15 protein-coding genes are annotated in these 18,190 nt (G+C 59.8%); 9 read left to right on the top strand and 6 right to left on the bottom strand.

Annotated elements, in window-relative coordinates; translation table 11 throughout:
• Positions 1–23: 23 nt before the first annotated feature.
• Positions 24–1,574, top strand: coding sequence for a DUF4214 domain-containing protein (locus tag KF767_05385; protein MBX3017301.1), 1,551 nt, complete (start codon positions 24–26; stop codon positions 1,572–1,574).
• Between the two features lie 59 nt (positions 1,575–1,633).
• Here KF767_05385 and KF767_05380 read toward each other — a convergent pair whose 3' ends face one another.
• Genes KF767_05380 through KF767_05370 form a run of 3 tightly spaced genes read right to left on the bottom strand, consistent with a single transcriptional unit; the run spans position 1,634 to position 5,273 of the window.
• Complete coding sequence (locus KF767_05380) at positions 1,634–2,731, bottom strand: hypothetical protein (protein ID MBX3017300.1); 1,098 nt, start codon at positions 2,729–2,731, stop codon at positions 1,634–1,636.
• A 41-nt stretch (positions 2,732–2,772) separates the two neighbouring features.
• On the bottom strand, positions 2,773–4,143 hold the full coding sequence (locus KF767_05375; protein MBX3017299.1) for a hypothetical protein: 1,371 nt from the start codon (positions 4,141–4,143) through the stop codon (positions 2,773–2,775).
• A complete protein-coding gene (locus KF767_05370; GenBank protein MBX3017298.1) occupies positions 4,140–5,273 on the bottom strand; it encodes a hypothetical protein in 1,134 nt (377 codons plus the stop codon). The genes KF767_05375 and KF767_05370 overlap by 4 nt, the downstream gene beginning before the upstream one ends.
• Before the next feature lie 198 nt (positions 5,274–5,471).
• Here KF767_05370 and KF767_05365 point away from each other — a divergent pair, with 198 nt between their 5' ends.
• The 3 genes from KF767_05365 (at position 5,472) to hutU (ending at position 9,368) form a co-directional block, all read left to right on the top strand.
• Complete coding sequence (locus tag KF767_05365) at positions 5,472–6,275, top strand: TIGR02147 family protein (protein ID MBX3017297.1); 804 nt, start codon at positions 5,472–5,474, stop codon at positions 6,273–6,275.
• Between the two features lie 8 nt (positions 6,276–6,283).
• Positions 6,284–7,432, top strand: coding sequence for a hypothetical protein (locus tag KF767_05360; protein MBX3017296.1), 1,149 nt, complete (start codon positions 6,284–6,286; stop codon positions 7,430–7,432).
• A gap of 283 nt (positions 7,433–7,715) precedes the next feature.
• Positions 7,716–9,368 (top strand): urocanate hydratase, encoded by a 1,653-nt coding sequence (gene hutU, locus KF767_05355; protein ID MBX3017295.1) that lies wholly within the window; start codon positions 7,716–7,718, stop codon positions 9,366–9,368.
• Positions 9,369–9,375: 7 nt separating this feature from the next.
• Here hutU and KF767_05350 read toward each other — a convergent pair whose 3' ends face one another.
• Positions 9,376–10,959 carry a hypothetical protein gene (locus KF767_05350; protein MBX3017294.1) on the bottom strand — a complete coding sequence of 528 codons (1,584 nt, stop codon included), beginning with the start codon at positions 10,957–10,959 and terminating at the stop codon, positions 9,376–9,378.
• Between the two features lie 118 nt (positions 10,960–11,077).
• Positions 11,078–12,652, bottom strand: coding sequence for a hypothetical protein (locus KF767_05345; GenBank protein MBX3017293.1), 1,575 nt, complete (start codon positions 12,650–12,652; stop codon positions 11,078–11,080).
• 361 nt (positions 12,653–13,013) lie between these two features.
• Here KF767_05345 and KF767_05340 point away from each other — a divergent pair, with 361 nt between their 5' ends.
• From KF767_05340 to KF767_05325, 4 genes are read left to right on the top strand one after another with little or no spacing between them, the layout of a single operon-like run.
• The gene (locus KF767_05340; protein ID MBX3017292.1) at positions 13,014–13,478 is read left to right on the top strand and encodes an N-acetyltransferase; all 465 of its coding nucleotides are present in this window, start codon (positions 13,014–13,016) and stop codon (positions 13,476–13,478) included.
• A complete protein-coding gene (locus KF767_05335; protein MBX3017291.1) occupies positions 13,475–15,172 on the top strand; it encodes a tetratricopeptide repeat protein in 1,698 nt (565 codons plus the stop codon). The genes KF767_05340 and KF767_05335 overlap by 4 nt, the downstream gene beginning before the upstream one ends.
• 19 nt (positions 15,173–15,191) lie before the next feature.
• Entirely contained in the window at positions 15,192–15,929 is a 738-nt protein-coding gene (locus KF767_05330; protein ID MBX3017290.1) for a glycosyltransferase family 2 protein, read from the top strand.
• A 3-nt stretch (positions 15,930–15,932) separates the two neighbouring features.
• A complete protein-coding gene (locus tag KF767_05325) occupies positions 15,933–16,646 on the top strand; it encodes a hypothetical protein (protein MBX3017289.1) in 714 nt (237 codons plus the stop codon).
• On the opposite strand, the gene KF767_05320 is transcribed toward KF767_05325, so the two are convergent.
• Positions 16,647–16,919 (bottom strand): hypothetical protein, encoded by a 273-nt coding sequence (locus KF767_05320; GenBank protein ID MBX3017288.1) that lies wholly within the window; start codon positions 16,917–16,919, stop codon positions 16,647–16,649.
• Positions 16,920–17,036: 117 nt separating this feature from the next.
• On the opposite strand from KF767_05320, the gene KF767_05315 reads away from it, so the two are divergent.
• Positions 17,037–18,182: a hypothetical protein gene (locus KF767_05315; GenBank protein MBX3017287.1), complete on the top strand. Its 1,146-nt coding sequence runs from the start codon at positions 17,037–17,039 to the stop codon at positions 18,180–18,182.
• Positions 18,183–18,190 lie beyond the last annotated feature (8 nt).

Below are 18,190 nucleotides of genomic sequence, written 5' to 3'. Positions count from 1 at the left end.
TGATCTCGTCAAAGGGGGATTCGATGAAACAAGCAATCGTGAAACTGGCGGGTTACGGAGCGGCTCTCTTGTTGGTCGCCTGCGGCCCCGGTATGAAGCTCACCGATCTGACGGGTGGTGAGGGCGCGTTCGTCGATTTCAACGTCGGCTACCAACGTCGCAGCCTCAGCGAACAAAACGCCGCGGCCGCGAACCCGACGGATCTGATGGCGCGTCTGAAGTATCAGGGCTGCATGTTCGACGGCCTTTTGACCGACCCCGTGGAAGGAAGTTACGACGAACTGCTCACGCGTTCCGCGTGCGCGTCGCTTCCCCGGGCCATCGAAACCTGGGCCAATCCTCCGAACTTTGCGCATATCAAAAATCGGATCGACAGCATCGAACGTCGGGGAAAGAGTTACGACTACGGTATCTTCATCGCCGAGGCCGTCTCTTTGACGAAAAGTTACGCCGATGAAAATGGCCGTCCTTTCAACTTCCGCGCGATGTGTTCCCCCGGGACCGAAGGCCACTGGGGCGCGGGGACCTGCGTGCCGAACGTCGACCAGGAAGAGTACCGTCGCTACGTTCTGTTCGTCACGAAACGCGCCATCGACATCGGGGTGACAAACATCCTTTTCGGACAGACGGGACATCAAGATCCCCGCTTTCAGCTGGCGCCGGTCCTGACGGAAATTCGCCGTCACGCGCGTGAGCAGGGGCGTATGGTCTTGATCGGGCAGCAGCCGAACGGTCACCAAGCGCAAGATTACCTTCGTCTATTCGATTACATCGTCGGGCCGGTCTACGTGGGGCTCGATCCCGATGCGTCCCCCTGCGCGAGCGGGACTTATCCCGCGTGTCAGGCGATCTTGCACAATAAAACGGTCGTGAATCGCGCGCACAATCTGATCGTGGAGCTCGATTGGGCCAGCGTGCTCGAGGACGACACGCACAAGTTCGCCCGGATGACGACGGCACAACGGCACGCCTTCTTGACGGAACAGGCCGCGAAACTGCGGGCCCGTGGTGTCGGCTTCACCATGCCCTTCCGTCTGTGGTTGACCGGCGACACTTCGGGACAGCACTGTTACGGCGCGAATCCTTACAACTATTCGCCGGATATGAACTTTGGCTGCCCGGATGAAGACGTCATCAACCAGATCCTGCGTGGCGACCGTGCGACGCCGGTGGTGACCACGCCGGTCGTCGTCAGCACGGATACCGGAGGGACGACCCCGCCCGTGGTGACCCCGACCCCGACCGTGGCGAATCCGATTGCGACGGTCGTGTCGGTTTTCGTGAAGTACCTTGATCGTGATCATGACTCCTTACAAAGCGACGTGCAGGGCGTGAGCTACTGGGCGGAGCGTTTGAAGAACGGACTCAGCGTTGCGGAATTCACGGCGCACGTTCTGGCCTCTGACGAGTACTTTGTCCGTCAGGCTTACAAAAAGTATCTGCGCCGGTCCGGAGCCACGAGTGAAATCGCGTGGTGGGTTAAGGAGCTGGAGAGCGGTCGCAAAACGCGCGCGGCGGTGATCGCCGATCTGAACTACTCCTGTTCGGCGCGAATCCATAACGAATGTCAATAAAGCGTCACACCTCCCCCGGTCGTGGCTTTCAGGCCCCGTGCGCAAGCACGGGGCTTTTTTTATCGGCGCAAGATGGGGGATTGGTGAAGGCTGGTCGCGCAGACTTCCGTTTCCGGCGACGGACTGCGGGTGATCAGGAAGGCGACGGGCGACTTGGACCAGTGACGCAGATCCGGTTGCGCGGCGTAGTTGAACGCGTTCGGCGCTTCGGCCATCAGGGCGCCGCCGACCTCGAAGGCCGCGCGACAGCCGTCGCCGGAGCTTCCCCCCTGCGCGACCATGGCGCAACCGCCGATGGCCACCGCCAACCCCGTGCCCCCTAACAGGACGCCGTAGCTCACGCCAAGCGGGAAGCGGATGTAGGATTTGAAATTCAAGAGGGGGTGATAGTCATGCGCGTGACGCAGTTCCATCTTGCGCACCCAATCGTCGATGGGGATCAAGGCGCCCGTGGCCGAGACGCACTTTTTCGGAATCTCGGTCTTCGGCGTGATCTGGTAGATGCCTCCGCCCGCGCCTTCGCCCATCCGCCAGTCGTAACCTTGAAGATGACCCACGGCGTAGATGCGCCATGGACTCGCGAGATCCCGTGTGGTCGCGAACTGCTCTAAACCCAGTCGCCGCCAGTAGGGCGCCGCGAGCTCGGGCTCGCCCACGTCCTCCCATAGGCCCGCCATCAGCAGGTGGCTCGCGTCGTCGCGACCGTGATTGTACAAAACGGCGTCGAGCTCTTGGGTCGCGCGGCGGAGTTCGACCTTCGCGGCCTCGCGATCTCCCATTTCGATGTGATTGATGGCCAACACGAGAGTGAGGTAGGTGCGCTCGTGACTTTCCAGGACGTAGGTTTGCGACATCTGCTCGGGCCCCAGGACCGAAAGCGCTTCGGCCGTGACCGAGTAATCCTTGTCGCGCAACCGGTCGCGTAACAATCCGCCGAGTTTCAAGCTCTCGGGATGGCAACGCGCTTCCAGAAGCTCTTGAGTCGTGGCGAGCAGGCTTTCCTCGCGGTCCCAATCGGCCATATCCAGCAGGTCCCCGCAGCGGCGATCGGCGCTCAGGCGCACGATCTCTTGGCGGCGGACGGGGGAGGTGACACAAGCCGTGACACCAGCTTGTAGCAAAAGCGAAACGCAAAGAAGGGGGATGCAGGCTTTCATGAGCAAAGCCTCCTTGCGGTCGCGAGGCTTGGCAAACTAATTTAGAGTTCGAGGTACAGACTACGCGTCGGGAAGCACATCACGCCCGAAGCTTTGAAGCCCGTGGGCGTCGGGATGAAACTTCCGTCCTGCGACCAGCTCGGAATCGCGTTGAGCTGCTTTTGGAAACCGTGGTCGCGGACGTATTTCGAGCGCGACAAGGAGTACTGCTGCACGCCCGTGATGGAACGCGAGATTTCCAGCTCCCAACGTTCGTCGCCGATCGTGGGCTCGTCTTTCGCCTCCACCAGAATATTCTGCATCCAGAATTTGCGGTCGTCGGCTTGAGTCGACTGCTCTTCGTCTTTGATCCGGAATTCGTAAACTTCCTCCGCGAGGTTTTCCGCCAAGGGTTCCAGGCGCAAGCGGGCCAAGCCGACTTTTTTACGTTCGTCGAACGAAAGCTCCAGATGGCAGCGCTGGTTGGCGCGTTGACCTCGTTTGATGTCTTGGTTCGAGCTGAAAAATCCCGTGATGTTCTGGCGCAAAAGATAGTTCATGGATTCGATCAAACTTTGCAAAGGGATCGTTCCTTGGGTCGCCGCCTCGAGCATCTGGATTTCGATGTCGGCGGGGTATTTGCGCACGGGCGCGAGCAGATCCACCAAGGCGGCGTTGTCCGCGGGTTCCTTGCCGTCGAAGAGTTCCGTGGTGATGAAACGGATGGCGTCGTAATCCGCGCGCGACAGCTCGACTTTTTGCGCGCGGAAGAATTCGTCGAAACCGGCGGGAAGTTTCACGCGGTCGATGTACGAACACTGCATGGTTTCGCTCGCGCGGACCCGCCGCGCTTCGCACTGATCCGAATACGAAGAGAAGTTCAGGATCTTTAGCCCCATCACCACTTCATGAAGCAGCAGCTGCGCCCGTGCGCGACGGTCCATCTTGCGGAATTCATCCATGTCGAACCAAACGGATTGATGGGTCTGCAGCGCGAGCTGTTCGGTCGCGAAACCCACCGCGATGAGGTCCGCGGGCAGCGTTTGCAATTTCACCGGCACGAAGTACCAAGCGCGACGTTGGATCACGTGCCACATCTCGAGGGCGAGTAGCGGAAGCTTTTTCTCGACGCGCATCAAGACCGGTTGCAGGAAGTCGCGGAACTCTTCGGTATGGTCGATACGGATGCGGTAGGTCTCTAAAGGTTTGCCGAGAATGCCGTTCCCGCCTCCCAAATCGCCACCGCCCACGCCGGTGGTGACCGGGCCGGTCGCGGCGGGCAGTGTGGCCGGAATTGAAGGTGTCGCGGGACCGGGTGCGGGCGAGGCCACGCGACCCGGGATGGATTGAATGGCCGAACCGCCGTCTTGACGGGGCGTGCACGCGGCGAGGGTCACGAGGGAAAGCAGAAGAAACGCTACGAACTTCGTCACGGCGTTCCTCCGCATTCAATCGTCGACGCGCGCGCCTTCACTTGGCCCGCCGCGAGCTCGTTCAACTGCAGACGAACGTATTTTACGGGAGAACGGGCGATTTGGATTTCGGCGTAAGCGCCGACGGGGGCCGGGGCCGCGCTCATGCCGTGGACGTAGAAGCGGTAAACTTCGGGCTTTTCGGAGTCGCGGTAGGATTCAAAACGCTCTTCGGGTTTGAAGGACCATTGCAGATCCCAGCGCGCGTCGCCCAGAGTGACTTCCAGCGATTGGGCTTGCAGACGGAAGCGACACTCGGTGACGGCGGCGTAGTCCTTTTCGTGATCGCCGGTGACTTTCACGGGGCTGAGGGCCTGACCGTCGAGTTCGCGGAGCATCGCGAGTACCGACTCGCCGGTGGAGATCGAATGCGTCAGGTAAGGCGCTTGGAAACCATAAGGTTTCAAAAATTCCATGATCGCCGTCGGCGTGTAGAAAGCTTCGTTGCCGGAAAGAAGCGCTTCGGCGACGGGCGCCAGCGCCGCGTACTTCGAAGGCTTCGTCTGCCGCGAGTGCACGTCCCAAGCGCCTGTGCAGTTCTTTTCGTTCGCGCTGTAGGACAGGCAATAGAGCTTTTCACCGCTCTCGAACTGCAAGAGGTGATCGAGCACCGCGATCATCACGCGTAGACCGCGGGCCGAGGCCGTCTCGTTCGCCCATTTTTCGTACGCGAAGATCAATCCGCGTTCGTGGTGCAGAACTTCGCCCGGCATTTTTGTTTGCTCCATGCGGGTCAGCAGTTTCAGCGGGGCCTCACGTAAAAGCGCGGTCAATGAGCCGCGGTAGGCTTCGAAGGGGCGGCTCAGCACCCAGCGGAGCTGACGGCTGAAACCGGGAAGAACGGGTTCCAAACGCGCGGCGAGTTTCTCGATGGGGGCCTTGGCGTCGCTCAGCTCGCTCCGGTTCAGTTCGATGATCTCGAAAGCGGCGCCGATCGCGCTGGACTCGCGGAAGTCGGTGCCCGTGGGCGCGTCGGTCGGGGCGGGGACGGCAGGGGTGGCGACGGGACCGGTCGGCGCGGTTTCGGGCGTTTTCTGCGGGCGCGTGGGGACGGGGGGACGGGCGGTCGCGGCCTGAATCTCTTCACGCACCGGTGCCCCCGATGGGCCGCACCCGATCAAAAGAAAGACAGCCATAAACCAAACACGCCGCATTTGGGGCTCCTCTGGACCTTCCTTAGTCCAAGGCGCGTGCCATCCAGATCGTTTAAACCCGACTTCGGTCGCGTCGGGTGAAACGAATGGTTCACAGAAACGCGCACGTCCTGGTCAACTCTAGGGGTGACTCCGGTGTTCCGCTTTCAGGATTACAAACGCTACGTCAACGAGCGGATCGAATCCCTCCCGAAACAGGGCCACGGCGAATACCGCCGCATGGCCCTGGCCCTTCGCGTTTCCACGACCCTGATGAGTCAGGTCTTTCGCGGTGAAAAACACCTGAGCCTCGAAATGGCCGCGGATCTTTGCGACTACTTGCACCTGGACGATCACGAAGCGCAGTTTTTTCTGCTGCTGGTGGAGTTTCAGAAATCGGGTTCGGCGAACCTGAAGGAAAAACTCAAGCGCCGCATCGTCGACGAGCAGAAGAAGAACCGTTCCCTCGAGAAAAAACTCGATCTGCACGACCGGCAAGAATTGTCCGACGAGGACAAGGCGATCTACTACTCGAGCTGGATGTACGCGGGGATCCGCAATTTGTGCGCGCTTCACCGTTACGAGGGCGCCACGGACCTGGCCGAGCGTTTGGGCCTTCCGGTTTTTCAAGTCGAAAAGATCCTGGAGTTCCTGTTGTCGCGGAACCTCGTGATCCGTGAAGGCGCGCATCTCGCTTTCGGGCCCGCGTGGACCCATGTGCCCGCGAAGTCGCTCTTGGTGGTGAAGCACCATCAGAACTGGCGCATCCAGGCCTTCCAGAAAATGGTGTTCGCCGACGATCAAAATTTGTTCTTCACGGGCCCGATGAATATGTCGAGCGAAGTCGCGCAGAAAATCCGCGAAGAGCTGCCCGAGTTCATCTCGCGGATCACGCAAATGGTCGCGCCCAGTGAAGCCGAAGTCGTGCGTTGTCTGAATATCGACTTTTTCGAATATTGAGGTCTTCCGTGTTGAAGAAGCTGCTGAGCCCGTCCTTCATCTTCGTCGTGATCCAAGCCGGGGTCGGCGCGCTTCACTACGTTTACCAGCTGCTCGCGCGCCAGATCTTAAGTCTGGAGGACTTCGGCGCGTGGTCGGTGTGGTTCGCGCAGTTCGCGCTGACGCTGCTCGTGGCCACCTGGGTGCAGGCGCTCGCGACGCTGGACGGTCCCGCGCAGCCCCTGTTCCGACGCTTGTTCCGCCCGCGGTTGGCGATCCCGATTTTACTTTTGACGGTCGCCCTCGCGGGTTTCGCGCAGTCGATGCAGGCCTGGGTCGGCGTGACGGCGATCGGCTGGTTCTGGGCTTGCCTGCAGGGGATCGTGTTCGGACGGGCGCTCGCGCGCGGTCGGCTCATCCTGATTTCGGTGGTGCTCGCGGTCGCGGCCGTCGTGAAGCTCGGCATTCCGGCGGTGATGTGGTGGATCGGCGCGCCCCCGGAGCAGCTGCGCGATGCGGTCTACGCGGGCGTCGTCTGGGGCGTGCCGGCGGGACTTTGGATCGCGTTTCTGGTGGACCGCGAGGACGCGGACGCCAAACACGTGGCGAGCCCCATCCGCAAAGAGGTCTTCGCGACGAGCCTGCTCTTGGCGATCGTCACCGCGGCGGCTCCGCAATTCGATCTGCTGGCGGCCGGGCATCTCTTGGGGCCCGAGGATCTGGGACGCTTCGGTAGCGTGGCTTTGGTTTACAAAGCTTTCTTCTTTTTGATTCTGATCTTCGCGCAGCTGTTGATTTCCAAACAAGTGCAGGCCGGCGGCGGACGGACGCAGCCCGCGCGCTTTTTGCCGGTCGTCGGGGTCGGTGCGCTCATCGCGTTGGGCGCTTGGTTTTTCTTTCCCGCGCGCATCGCGCCCGCGCACTGGGTGGCTTTGGGCGTTTTGCATATCTCGACGCTGACGTTTTTGTTTCTGGTCACGCAAACGGAAGTCAGTCGTGGCGAGTGGAAGCTCGCGGCGAGCGTCGTCGGTCTTTGGAGCGCGCAGTTCGCGCTCGCCTGGGCGCTCACGCCGTCCCTCGAGAATTTCTATCTGGGCGTGTTGGTGACCGACGCTTTGCTGATGGGCGGCCTTTTCCTGCGCCCGAAACTGACGCGAGGCGTACGGCCCGGCTTTTGAAATTCACTCTCCGTGAAGGTCGCACCGGGACCGAAATCCCTCTTGAGGAGGGATGATTGTTCAAGTTTTTGACAATCCCGGTGCCTAAAACGGCATCCCTTGGCTTTTCGAGGCCGGGAGTGCGGAGGACTGGTCATGGTGCAACATTTTTATCGCTTGGCCTTCGGGGTCGGACTTTCCGGATTCGTCTTTATCTGGGCGTTCTATAGCTTCTACTAAGCCTCGCGATTGACAAAATCGCCTGCCGTCCTAATCATAGCGCCTCTTATCTGCGGAGAGTGCTATGTCGGAACCCCGAGTCGTCAAATCCCCCACCGGTACCAACCTCAGCTGTAAAGGCTGGGTTCAAGAAGCGGTCTACCGCATGATCCAGAACAATCTGGATCCCGCCGTCGCCGAAAGACCCGAAGACCTCGTCGTGTACGGGGGGATCGGGAAAGCCGCCCGCAACTGGGAATCCTTCGACAAAATTTTGAACGCGCTGAAAACGCTCGCCGATGACGAGACTCTTCTCGTGCAAAGCGGGAAGCCGATCGGCATCGTGCGCACCCACATGGACGCGCCCCGGGTGCTGCTCGCGAATTCGAATCTGGTTCCGCACTGGGCGAACTGGGAGCACTTCAACGAACTCGATCGCAAAGGTCTGATGATGTACGGGCAGATGACCGCGGGCTCGTGGATCTACATCGGCACCCAAGGCATCATCCAAGGCACTTACGAAACTTTCAACGAGGCGGCCCGTCAGCACTTCGGCGGTTCGCTGCGCGGAAAGCTGATCTACACCGCGGGCCTGGGCGGCATGGGCGGCGCGCAGCCGCTCGCGGGCGTTTTCGCCGGTGCCGTCGTGTTGGCGGTGGAAGTCGATCCCACGCGCATTCAGAAACGCCTCGAAACGAAATACGTCGACGAGGTCGCGAAGGATCTCGACGACGCGCTCGCGAAAGTCGCGAAGTACAAAGCCGAAGGACAGGCGCGCTCGATCGCGCTGCAGGGAAACGCCGCCACCGTCATCTGGGAGTTGATGGAGAAGGGCCTGGTTCCCGAGCTCGTGACCGATCAGACTTCGGCGCACGATCCGCTCGTGGGTTACATCCCCGAAGGCTACTCGGTGGAAAGCGCGGCGGAGTTCCGCAAACGCGATCAAAAAGCCTACTTGGAAAAAACCTACGACAGCATGGCGAAGCACGTGCGCGGCATGCTGGAGCTGAAAAAACGGGGCGCGATCGTTTTCGATTACGGCAACAACCTGCGCGCCCGCGCGCTGGAGCACGGCGTGAAGGACGCGTTCGATTTCCCGGGTTTCGTGCCCGCGTACATCCGTCCGCTTTTCTGTCGCGGCAGCGGTCCTTTCCGTTGGGTCGCGCTGTCGGGTGATCCGAAGGATATCCAGGTCACCGACGACGCGCTTCGCGAGCTTTTCCCCGGTAAACGTGATCTGCACCACTGGCTGGATATGGCCCAAGCGCGGATCAAGTTCCAGGGCCTGCCGGCGCGGATCTGCTGGTTGGAGTACGGCGAGCGCGCGAAAGCGGGACTGCTTTTCAACTCACTCGTAAAGTCGGGCCGAGTGCGCGCGCCGATCGTCATCGGCCGCGATCACTTGGACTGCGGTAGCGTGGCGTCGCCCAACCGCGAAACCGAAGCGATGAAAGACGGTTCGGATGCGGTCAGCGACTGGCCGCTCTTGAACGCGATGGTGAACACCGCTTGCGGCGCGAGCTGGGTTTCGCTCCATCACGGCGGCGGCGTGGGGATGGGCTATTCGCAGCATGCGGGTCAGGTCATCGTCGCGGACGGCACCGACGCGGCCGCACGACGTTTGGAGCGCGTGCTGACGGCGGATCCCGCGATGGGCATCTTCCGCCACGTGGACGCGGGCTACGAAGACGCGATCGCGGTGGCCCGCGAACGCAACGTCAAATCGCTCTGGCTGTAGGCGAAGCTTACGGACCGACTTTCCAGATCACCGGGTAGCGGGGGACCGAGGACGTGGTCGTCACGCCTCGTCCAGGGACCTCTACCAGGACGTTTCCGACCGAGTTGAAATCCTTCAGCTGAATCATGTCCTCGTGATCGCGCGCGCTGCCGATCCCAAGGCCCGCGTTCATCTTGAATCCCTGGGCGGTCAGCGCCGAGTGTCCGATGGGAGGATCGCATTCGTGAATGCGGAGGGTGCCTGTGAACGACGACTGCCGGATCACCACCGGGACATTCGTACCGGTCTTCGGAAAGAAATGACCTAGAAGACCGCCGACGCCGGGGTTCTGCCCGACGCAAGAGAAGGACTGCCGACGTTCGATGGTTCCCGTGTAGGAGAGCGATTGGAGTAAAGGCGGGTGCTCGATCACCGTCTGAAAGATCTGTCCAATGACCCCGCCGACCGAGCCGGCGACGCCGGTGATTTGGACGTTCCCGTGAACCTGGATCGATCGCAGTTCGTCGGTGGCGGGGTGATAGCCGAAGAAACGGCCGACGAATCCGCCGAAAACTCCGTCGACCATGCCGACGCCGGATACGCTGTGGCCGCTGCCGAGATAGGAGAGGCGGGTCCATGACAGCCCGATCTCTGAAGCTTTCACGGACGAGTTGACCGGGAAAATGCGGCCGGCGAAACCACCGGCGAAATAACACTGCAAGTCCACTTCGCCCGCTTGGAACTTGATCCGCCGGAAGGTTCCGCCCGATGCGATGCCGACGATGCCCGCACACCACGTCGCGAAGCCGTTCATCTTGACCTGGAATTTTCGCGACGTGCGGACTTCGACGTCCTCGACCAGTGACGACTCGGCGATCGTGTTGGCGATCGTGCCGAAATGCGCGGCTTCAGAGAAGGACGGGCTCGCCGTGACGTTCACGTCGGCGTCGACCACCGTGAGCCGTCGGATCGTCGTCGAGGTGATCGCGCCGAACAACCCGCGCGTACGGAACGCGAGGTTCTTGAGCGTGTGCCCGCAGCCGTCGACGGTTTGATTCGAAAGATTCGTGGCGAAACGCCCGTCGACGACGGCGCCTTTGAAGTCGATGTCGTCCTCGACGCAGGCGTATTCGCCGGGACCGGCCTTCAGGTTTATGAAGTCGGCCGCGCTGCGGATCCATGTCTTGCAGCTGGGGTTCGCCACCTGGCAAGCAAGTTGGGCTGCGGGCTTCGCGATGCCAGCGCAGTAGGTTTCCGCGACCTGCAGGTTAGTCGACTCATCCCGGCATTCGACATTGCGGAATTGGAGGCCCTTTCCGCAAGCGGCCCCGCAAGCGCCATATGCCCCCGTCTTCCAGGCAAACGGACCGCTCGGCGGCTTTGGCGTCGGCGTTGGAACGGGCGTCACCGGCTTCGGCGTTGGCGTAGCGACGATCTCCGGGACAACGGGAATATGGTCTTCTTCTGGGCCGACTTCCAGTGAGGATTGAAGCGAGGCGGAATCCTGCTCGAAGCTGACTTCCGCGCAGTTTTGAAACGGGATCAGGCAGGTCAGAAGGAGGGTGGGTACCAACAGATACCGAGCATTCGCGGACGATAATCTGCGTTTCACGTCTTTCCCCTTCCCCGAGACCAAGAGATTTGATGATAGGGGAGGCTACGGATTTTTCACAGAGGGTTGCTTGGCTTGTCTCGAATCGCGGAAACCCTGTCTCAAAATGTGTCCGTGTTCAGAACACGTAAACGAAGCCGACTTTGCCGAGCAGGCGGCTGTGTTTGATGCTCACGTCCTGGTTGTTCCCGGCGGTGTAGCCGTAGGCGTCCTGCATATAGTGCACGCCCAAGGACAGCGCGAGCGGGTGATCGATCAGATAAACCGCTTTGATCCCGAAATCATAACCGCCCATGGTTGCGCCCATCGTGTTGGAGCTGAGCGCTCCACCCTGGGTCATGAACGTCAGTTGCAGTTCGCCTTCGAAGGCGAGGACCGTTTTCGGATTCAGTTGCATTCCGTACTCGCCGCCAAACGAGATCGCGTGGCGTTTCGAGTTTCCGGTTTCGAATTCGGCGTTGGTCCGCGCCAGAAATTCGAAGCTCGAGTCGTACTGGTAACCCCAGTTCAGGCTGTAGTGCGATTCGTTGGTGATTTTGCCGATGCGTTTTTGCTGAAGCGTGATGCGTTCGAAGTTCGAAAGATAACCCCGCAGGATGATCGAATCCGACGAATAGGCGATTTCGTAAGTGCGTGATTCCGACGGCGCGTAGGCGTAGGTGACGTCGAAGCCGTTGATGTTCGAGCCGAAGGCGGTTTCGGCGCCGACCAGCGACGTCGAGTAGTTGAAACGTCCCGAGCGCAAGTGCACCGCGAACTGCGTTCCGTTCACGAAGGTTTTGGGGTCTTCGACGGTGAATGAGGATTCGCCGAAGTAGATCGCGTCGTCGGTTTGGGTTTCGACCGTCCAGCGGTAGTCCCCCGCGCTCAAAACCCCCGCGATCTGTTGGCTGAAGGCGGCGGTCACATTCGGGGACTCGCTGATCATCAACGAGTCGCCGTCCTTTTGCTGGTACAAGGTGACTTTATAGCTCCGGCCTTTCGGGACCGGCTCCCACGAAAACGTGTAAGGCGTTTTCGAGAAGGGGATGCGTCCCAAAGGAAAAGTCTGGTTGATCGCGCGGCGGTGGACCTCGGCCGCGGCGCCGACGAAGAAGGTGCTGTCTTTCGATGTCGTGCCGACGAAAGCTTTCACCCGGTCTTCGGACATTTCGGTGGCGTCGGGCGGGAACTGTTCCGAGATCGCGCTCGAGACCCGCACCGTGTACTTACCCTCGGCCGGGGTTTCCATGACGATCTCTTGCGCCCGCACGTAGTTTTTCAGTTTCACGCCGGGGCCTTCGAGATCGATCAGGTACCACGTCACGCCGGGGACCGCCTCCCACCGCACTTGGACGGGACCGCCGGTGTACGAGGACTTCAAACCGGTGAAGCGGGGGGCCGGGTGTTTGCGGTAGAAGACCCCTTGCGAAAGCCACGTCCCCGGGGCGCCGGAGGTTTTCTCTTCGCGCCAGCGCATGTAGTACACGCCGGGCTCCAGCACGAGGTAAAAAGGCGATTTACCGGTTTTCTTGAGGACGATGGTGCCGTCGGTGAACTCACGGGTGGTCGAGAATTCGACGTCGTAAGATTTGTCGGCCGAGGAGCGCGGGACCGAAACGCGAATGCTTCGCGTGTCCTCGGTCACGGCCTGCGCCGACAAATGAAAAAACAAAATAAAGGCCGGGACGAAACTCCCAAGCCAAGCCGCCATCCGGGTCATGTGGAATTCAGAATAGAAAATACAAATGGGTTTTGAGTATCCCCCAATCAAAATTCAGTCCTAGGTCCTACCCGAAGCTAAGATTGGATTTACGCTCGGAATTTCGGCGCTTCCCACTGGGCCGCCGCCTAGGGCGAGGGCAACTGGCCTTGTGAATTACGAGTCACGCCCGGCAAAATTGAATCATACGGGATATGTCGTAACAGGAGGCTTCGTGGCCAAATTCGTACATGCATCTGCATTCGTGGAAGAGGGCGCGATCCTTGAGGACGAAGTCAAAGTGTGGCATTTGGCACATGTTCGCCAAGGCGCTCGCCTGGGACACTCCGTCTCGATTGGTAAAGATGTTTACATCGATGCGGACGTGATCGTCGGCGCCGGTACCCGTGTGCAGAACGGCGTGAACATCTACAAGGGCGTCGAAGTCGGCAGTTGGTGCTTCGTCGGTCCCGGGGTCGTATTTACGAACGACCAGCATCCACGCGTGGGCCGCGACAACTGGGAAATCACTTCGACTTTTTTGGACGACGGTTCGTCCATCGGGGCGGGCGCGATCATCCGCTGCGGAATCCGTATCGGCGCGTTCGCCATGATCGGCGCGGGCGCCGTCGTGACGAAGGACGTTCCGCCATTTTGTTTGGTGACCGGCGTTCCCGCCGAGCAAACCCACCGCATCTGCGCGTGCGGCGAAACGACTTTGCCTTTGATTTCATGGGTGGATGAGCTGATCCGTCCTTGCTGTCATAAACACCTGAACCCCAAAGTCTTACAGATCGCCCAGGAGAAAGTCCGGGGACTCGAAAAACGCGCTTCATGAGCTTCCGTTTCACCACCCCGGACCTCACCCGCTTTAACTTGAAGCTCTGGCTCTGCGCGCTCGGGCTTTCGTTTTTATGTTATCTGCCCTCGTTGCAAGGGCCTTTCATTCTGGACGACGCGCACACGGTGCAGTCCAACGATGCGATCCAGAATCCCGCGAATTTCTTTAAGCTGTGGACGTCGGCGCGCTACTACTCGTCGAGTCCCGACAACTGGGGTTACCGGCCGATGCAGGCCATGTACACCTGGACCAGCTGGCAGCTCGGTCAGGGGGAAACCTGGCCCTTCCACGCTTTCAAAATCCTGTTTTTCTCGTTCGTCGCGACCTTCTTCACCCTGATCTGGCGCAGGCTTTTGCCGGAGCTTCCCGCGGCCGTGATTCTTCTGGGGGGGCTTTTCTTCCTGGTCAATCCGGTCCATACGCAGGTCGTCTCTTACATCGCCGCGACCTCGACGCTCATGGCGGGGATGTTCGTCGCCTTCAGTTTGTACCAGTACTTGCGTTTCCGTGAGGACGGGCGGTGGTGGCGTTGGGTCATTTCGGTCGTCGGGGTTTTCTTCGCGATGATGTCGAAAGAGGAAGGCATCACGATCTTGGGAATGATTCCGTTGATCGAGATCTACCTTCGTTACCGCGAAGGGCGTTTGCGGTTCGGCTGGCGCGATCTCGGCGTTTATTTGGGCTACGTGGTCAGCGGGGCCTTGGCGCTCGCCTTGATCGTCTCGATGTTCGAGCCGACTTCGGACTTGGCGCGCGGCTCAATGGATCGTTGGATCTATTTCGCGACCCAGTTCCGCGCTTACCTGCGCTACATGGCGATGTACTTCGTGTCCTACGATTTGAACGCGGACAATCTGCAGTTCGGTTTCGCGACTTCGTGGCGAGATACGAGCGTCATTCTGTCGGTCGCGGCGAACTTGATCCTGCTGACGGTCGCGATCTTCTACATTCGCCGCGCGCCCTTGTTGGCGCTTTGCCTTTTCTGGTTTTTCGGCGCGATCTCCCCCGCGTCTTCGATTTTGGTTCTGGCCGAGCCGGTCAACGATCACCGCGCGTTTTTGGCTTACCTGGGGTTCGCGGGGCTTTCGTTCCCGCTCATCCACTGGCTGCGCCAGAAGGGCGTCGCGGGACGGGCCTTCGTGGTGCTGGTGATCGTGGGCTACGCGGGATGGACGATGGCCCGCAACGTGACCTGGTCCAGTAACGTGAATCTGTGGGAAGACACGATCGCGAAGAATCCGGACTCGGTCCGGGCGCACAACAACGCCGCGCTCAACTACATGCACCGGTCCGAGTGGGACCGCGCGGCCCAGATCCTGGATGCGTGTTTGGCGATCGAACCGCGCTATTCTTACTGCCTGATCAATCGGGCTTTGGTCGGGGTTTCGCGCGGCGAAGAGCAGCTGTCCGAGAGCTTGTACAAACGCGCCATCGAGGCCGACTTCGCCGGAGTCAACGCCCGCCGGTATTACGCGGAGTTCATGTTCGCGCGCGGTCGCCTGACCGAGGCGATCCCGTACGCCGAGCAAGCGGATCAGGCGGCTCAAGGTAAAAATCTCTTTGTTCGGACTCTGCTGATCCGCTTACACTTGAATACGGGCAACAAATCGCGTGCGCGTGAAATCTTGAACGAGAGCCTTGAAACTTTCGGTAACGATCCGTCGCTCATCGGTCTGCAGTCCGCTCTTTAAGCCGACCGTGGAGTCTTCTTTGAACGCATCCCAGAAAACGCAAAAAGGTATGGTCATCATCGCCAATTACAATCAAGGCGAAGAGATCGAGCGTTTTCTGAACGAGTGCCGACAGACATTACCGCTGGAGCAGATGGTCGTCGTGGATGACGGCTCGACGGACGGATCGGACGCCGTCGCGGAAAGACTGGGATTCACCGTTCTACGCCATGGCAAAAATCAAGGCATCGGCGCGGCGATCCGGACGGGGATTCGTCACGCGTCAACGCAAGGCTGCGAGTGGGTGTTGATCAGCTCTTCCAACGGCAAAATGGTCCCCGCGGAATTTCCGAAAATTTTCGGTCCCGTCCAAAACGGTGAGGTCCAGTACGTTCAGGGAAGCCGCTTCCTGGATCTGGGGAAAAGCCCGGGACTTCCCACTTTCCGCAAATTCGCGATCCCGGTTTTTTCGTTGGGCGTGAGCGTGCTTTTGGGACGTTGGTTCACGGACGCGACCTGCGGACTGCGCGCGTACCGCATCGACTTTCTGCAGAACCCGCGCATCGATATCGATCAAGAGTGGTTGAATCGTTACGAACTCGAATATTACATTCATTATCATGCCGTGCGGACGGCGAAACTGAAGATCAAAGAACTTCCGGTCACGATCCGTTACGATCATCTGGGCGAAGGACGGCGCAGTAAGATTCAGCCCGTCGTGGGCTGGTGGTCGATGATTCGTCCGTTCGTTCTTTTGGGACTCGGAATCAAGAGGTAAAAAATGAAGAAGATGAAACTCTGGTTGTTGAGCGCGAGCGTCTTGCTGTTGGTGAACTCCGCATGCACGAAGAAAAACGAAACCGCGGCGCCGGTCGATACTTTGGCGGCGGCCGAGGCGAACTTGAAGTCGGCGCCGAGCTTCGAGAACCACATCTCTTTGGGGTTGGAGTACGCCAATCGCGGCATGCGCGATCAAGCCTTGGAGATGTACGTGAAGGCGAAGGACATGAACCCTAACTCTCCGCTGGCTTGGAACAATATCTGCGCGGAATTGAACGCGCAGGGACGTCACGGCGAAGCGGTCGATCATTGCCGTCGCTCGGTCGAACTCGAACCGAACTTCCAGCTGGCGCGCAATAATTTGGCGTGGACCGAAGGCCGACTGAAAGAGTCCAAAGAAGGTCTGCACGATCGCAAAAAGTCCCTCTTCGACAAGAAGGATGCGACCGCGGCCGACTTCATGGCCATGGGGTTTGAGTTCTACAATCTGCAAGATTACACGAACGCCGTCGAAGTGTGGGCCCGCGTGAAAGCGAGCGACGCGGACTACGGTAAAGCCCAGAACAACATCGCGACGGCTTACATCTTGTCGAATCAGCTCGATAAGGCTCAGCAGCATCTGACGTTGGCGTTGACGCTTGAGCCGAACAATCAGCTCTACAAAAACAATCAAGTGTGGTTGGCCCAAAAGAAGGCCGAGAAAAAGTCGCCGTAATTACTGGGCGGGGACGTAGGTGATCCCGCCGGTCATTTTGAATGACGGGCTGGAGGATCCGGTCTGACCGTTATTCATCGAGATGATCCCGTTCACGACTTTGAACGTCGGTGACACGGACAGGGGTTGCCCCCCATTCGAAATTTGCGCCGAAAGTTTGTTCGAAAGCGGGACGTTTTGAAAACGCAGGTCTTCGACGATCGGCGGCGCGCAGCCCGCAAGCAGCGCCAGCAATGCCCCCAACAGCAGAATCGAACCCGCCTTCAACGTCATAGCTCACTTATCGGCAGAATCGGGGATTTCTGCAGATCCCGTCTCGATCCGAGACGGGCGTGGAATTGGACTCAATTTTCCAGACGTTTCTCCTGATAAGTAGCCTAGGAGGAAGCGATGTCCGTGCGTCCGATCTGGGCTATTTTCGCCTTTGTCACGTCGTCCATTTTGGTGGCCGGCGGTTATCACGCGCTGACGCTTTCAGGAACGGACCGTCAACCGACGCCGGCGTCTTGGAACTTGAACTTCCTGACCGATGAAAAGCTCTGGGGGAAGGGCGCGCCCGCATCCTGCGAGCCCGGCAACATGAAGCTCTGGAAAGACTTTCCGCCCATCTTTCGCGCCGCCCGTTACCGTCATGGCGGGGACGTGCAGCAGCGCTGCCTGAGCGCCGCGAGCACGGCGCTGCCGTCCATCTCGTCAGGCGCTTGCGCCGGGGAAACGGATAGCTGCGCACGTGATGAAGAGCTCCTCGTCACTTACAACGTCATGCTCGACGTCACGGACTGCTTCGAGATCGCGCAACGCGAATTTCTGCCTTTGATCGCGAGCCAAACCGGACCGCGTCTTTCCCTCATGGCGCTCGACGACGCGCGGACCACGGGGCTTCTGCGTGAACAGGACTGGAACGCCTTCCAAAGTCAGTGGCCCGGGGAGATCGCGCGATTGAAATCGAGCGACAAGAACTCGTGCCGCCGGTTGGGCGCGCTTTTCAACAAAACGACCCCGCCCGAAGCTCCCCAAGCTTGCGGAGCGACCGAAACCGCCCAAGAATCGCTGATCGTTTTGCTCGCGGCGGCCCAACGTTTCCAAGCGGTCACGCAAGAAATCACGGATCTTTGGGAACCCGCTTTGATCGATGCGAATCTGGCTGAACTCGACACCCGCATCGAGGATCGAATGATCCTGCGCTATTTCACGCATCTGCTCGCGTATTTCGAGGACGCCCCGCGCGCCATCGAAGTCGCGCGCAATTTCGTCGAAAAGCGCAATGAGGATTCGGCGCGGATTCAGCCCGGAGAGTTGTCCTGGGCGATGCTTTTAACGGCAGATCGGCGTCCGGCCAGCGTGAACGCGAAACCCGCGAAAAACGAGTTCAATTGGGCGGGGCATCTTCGGAAAAATCTGACGCCATCGGCCCAATCCAAGATGGAGCGCGTCGCCACCTGGCTCGCCTGGGTGCGCGCTCAAGAGCTTGCGGGCGACTGCGCGACCGAGCTTTGGACCATGGATTCCGTGACGGAAAATCCCTCGGAAGAATGACTTGAAAC

The organism is Pseudobdellovibrionaceae bacterium, assembly GCA_019637875.1.
In the GTDB taxonomy this organism is placed as follows: Bacteria; Bdellovibrionota; Bdellovibrionia; order Bdellovibrionales; family Bdellovibrionaceae; genus JAHBUW01.
The sequence above is the reverse complement of the archived record's forward strand: the minus strand, read 5'-3'. Positions and strand labels throughout refer to the sequence as shown.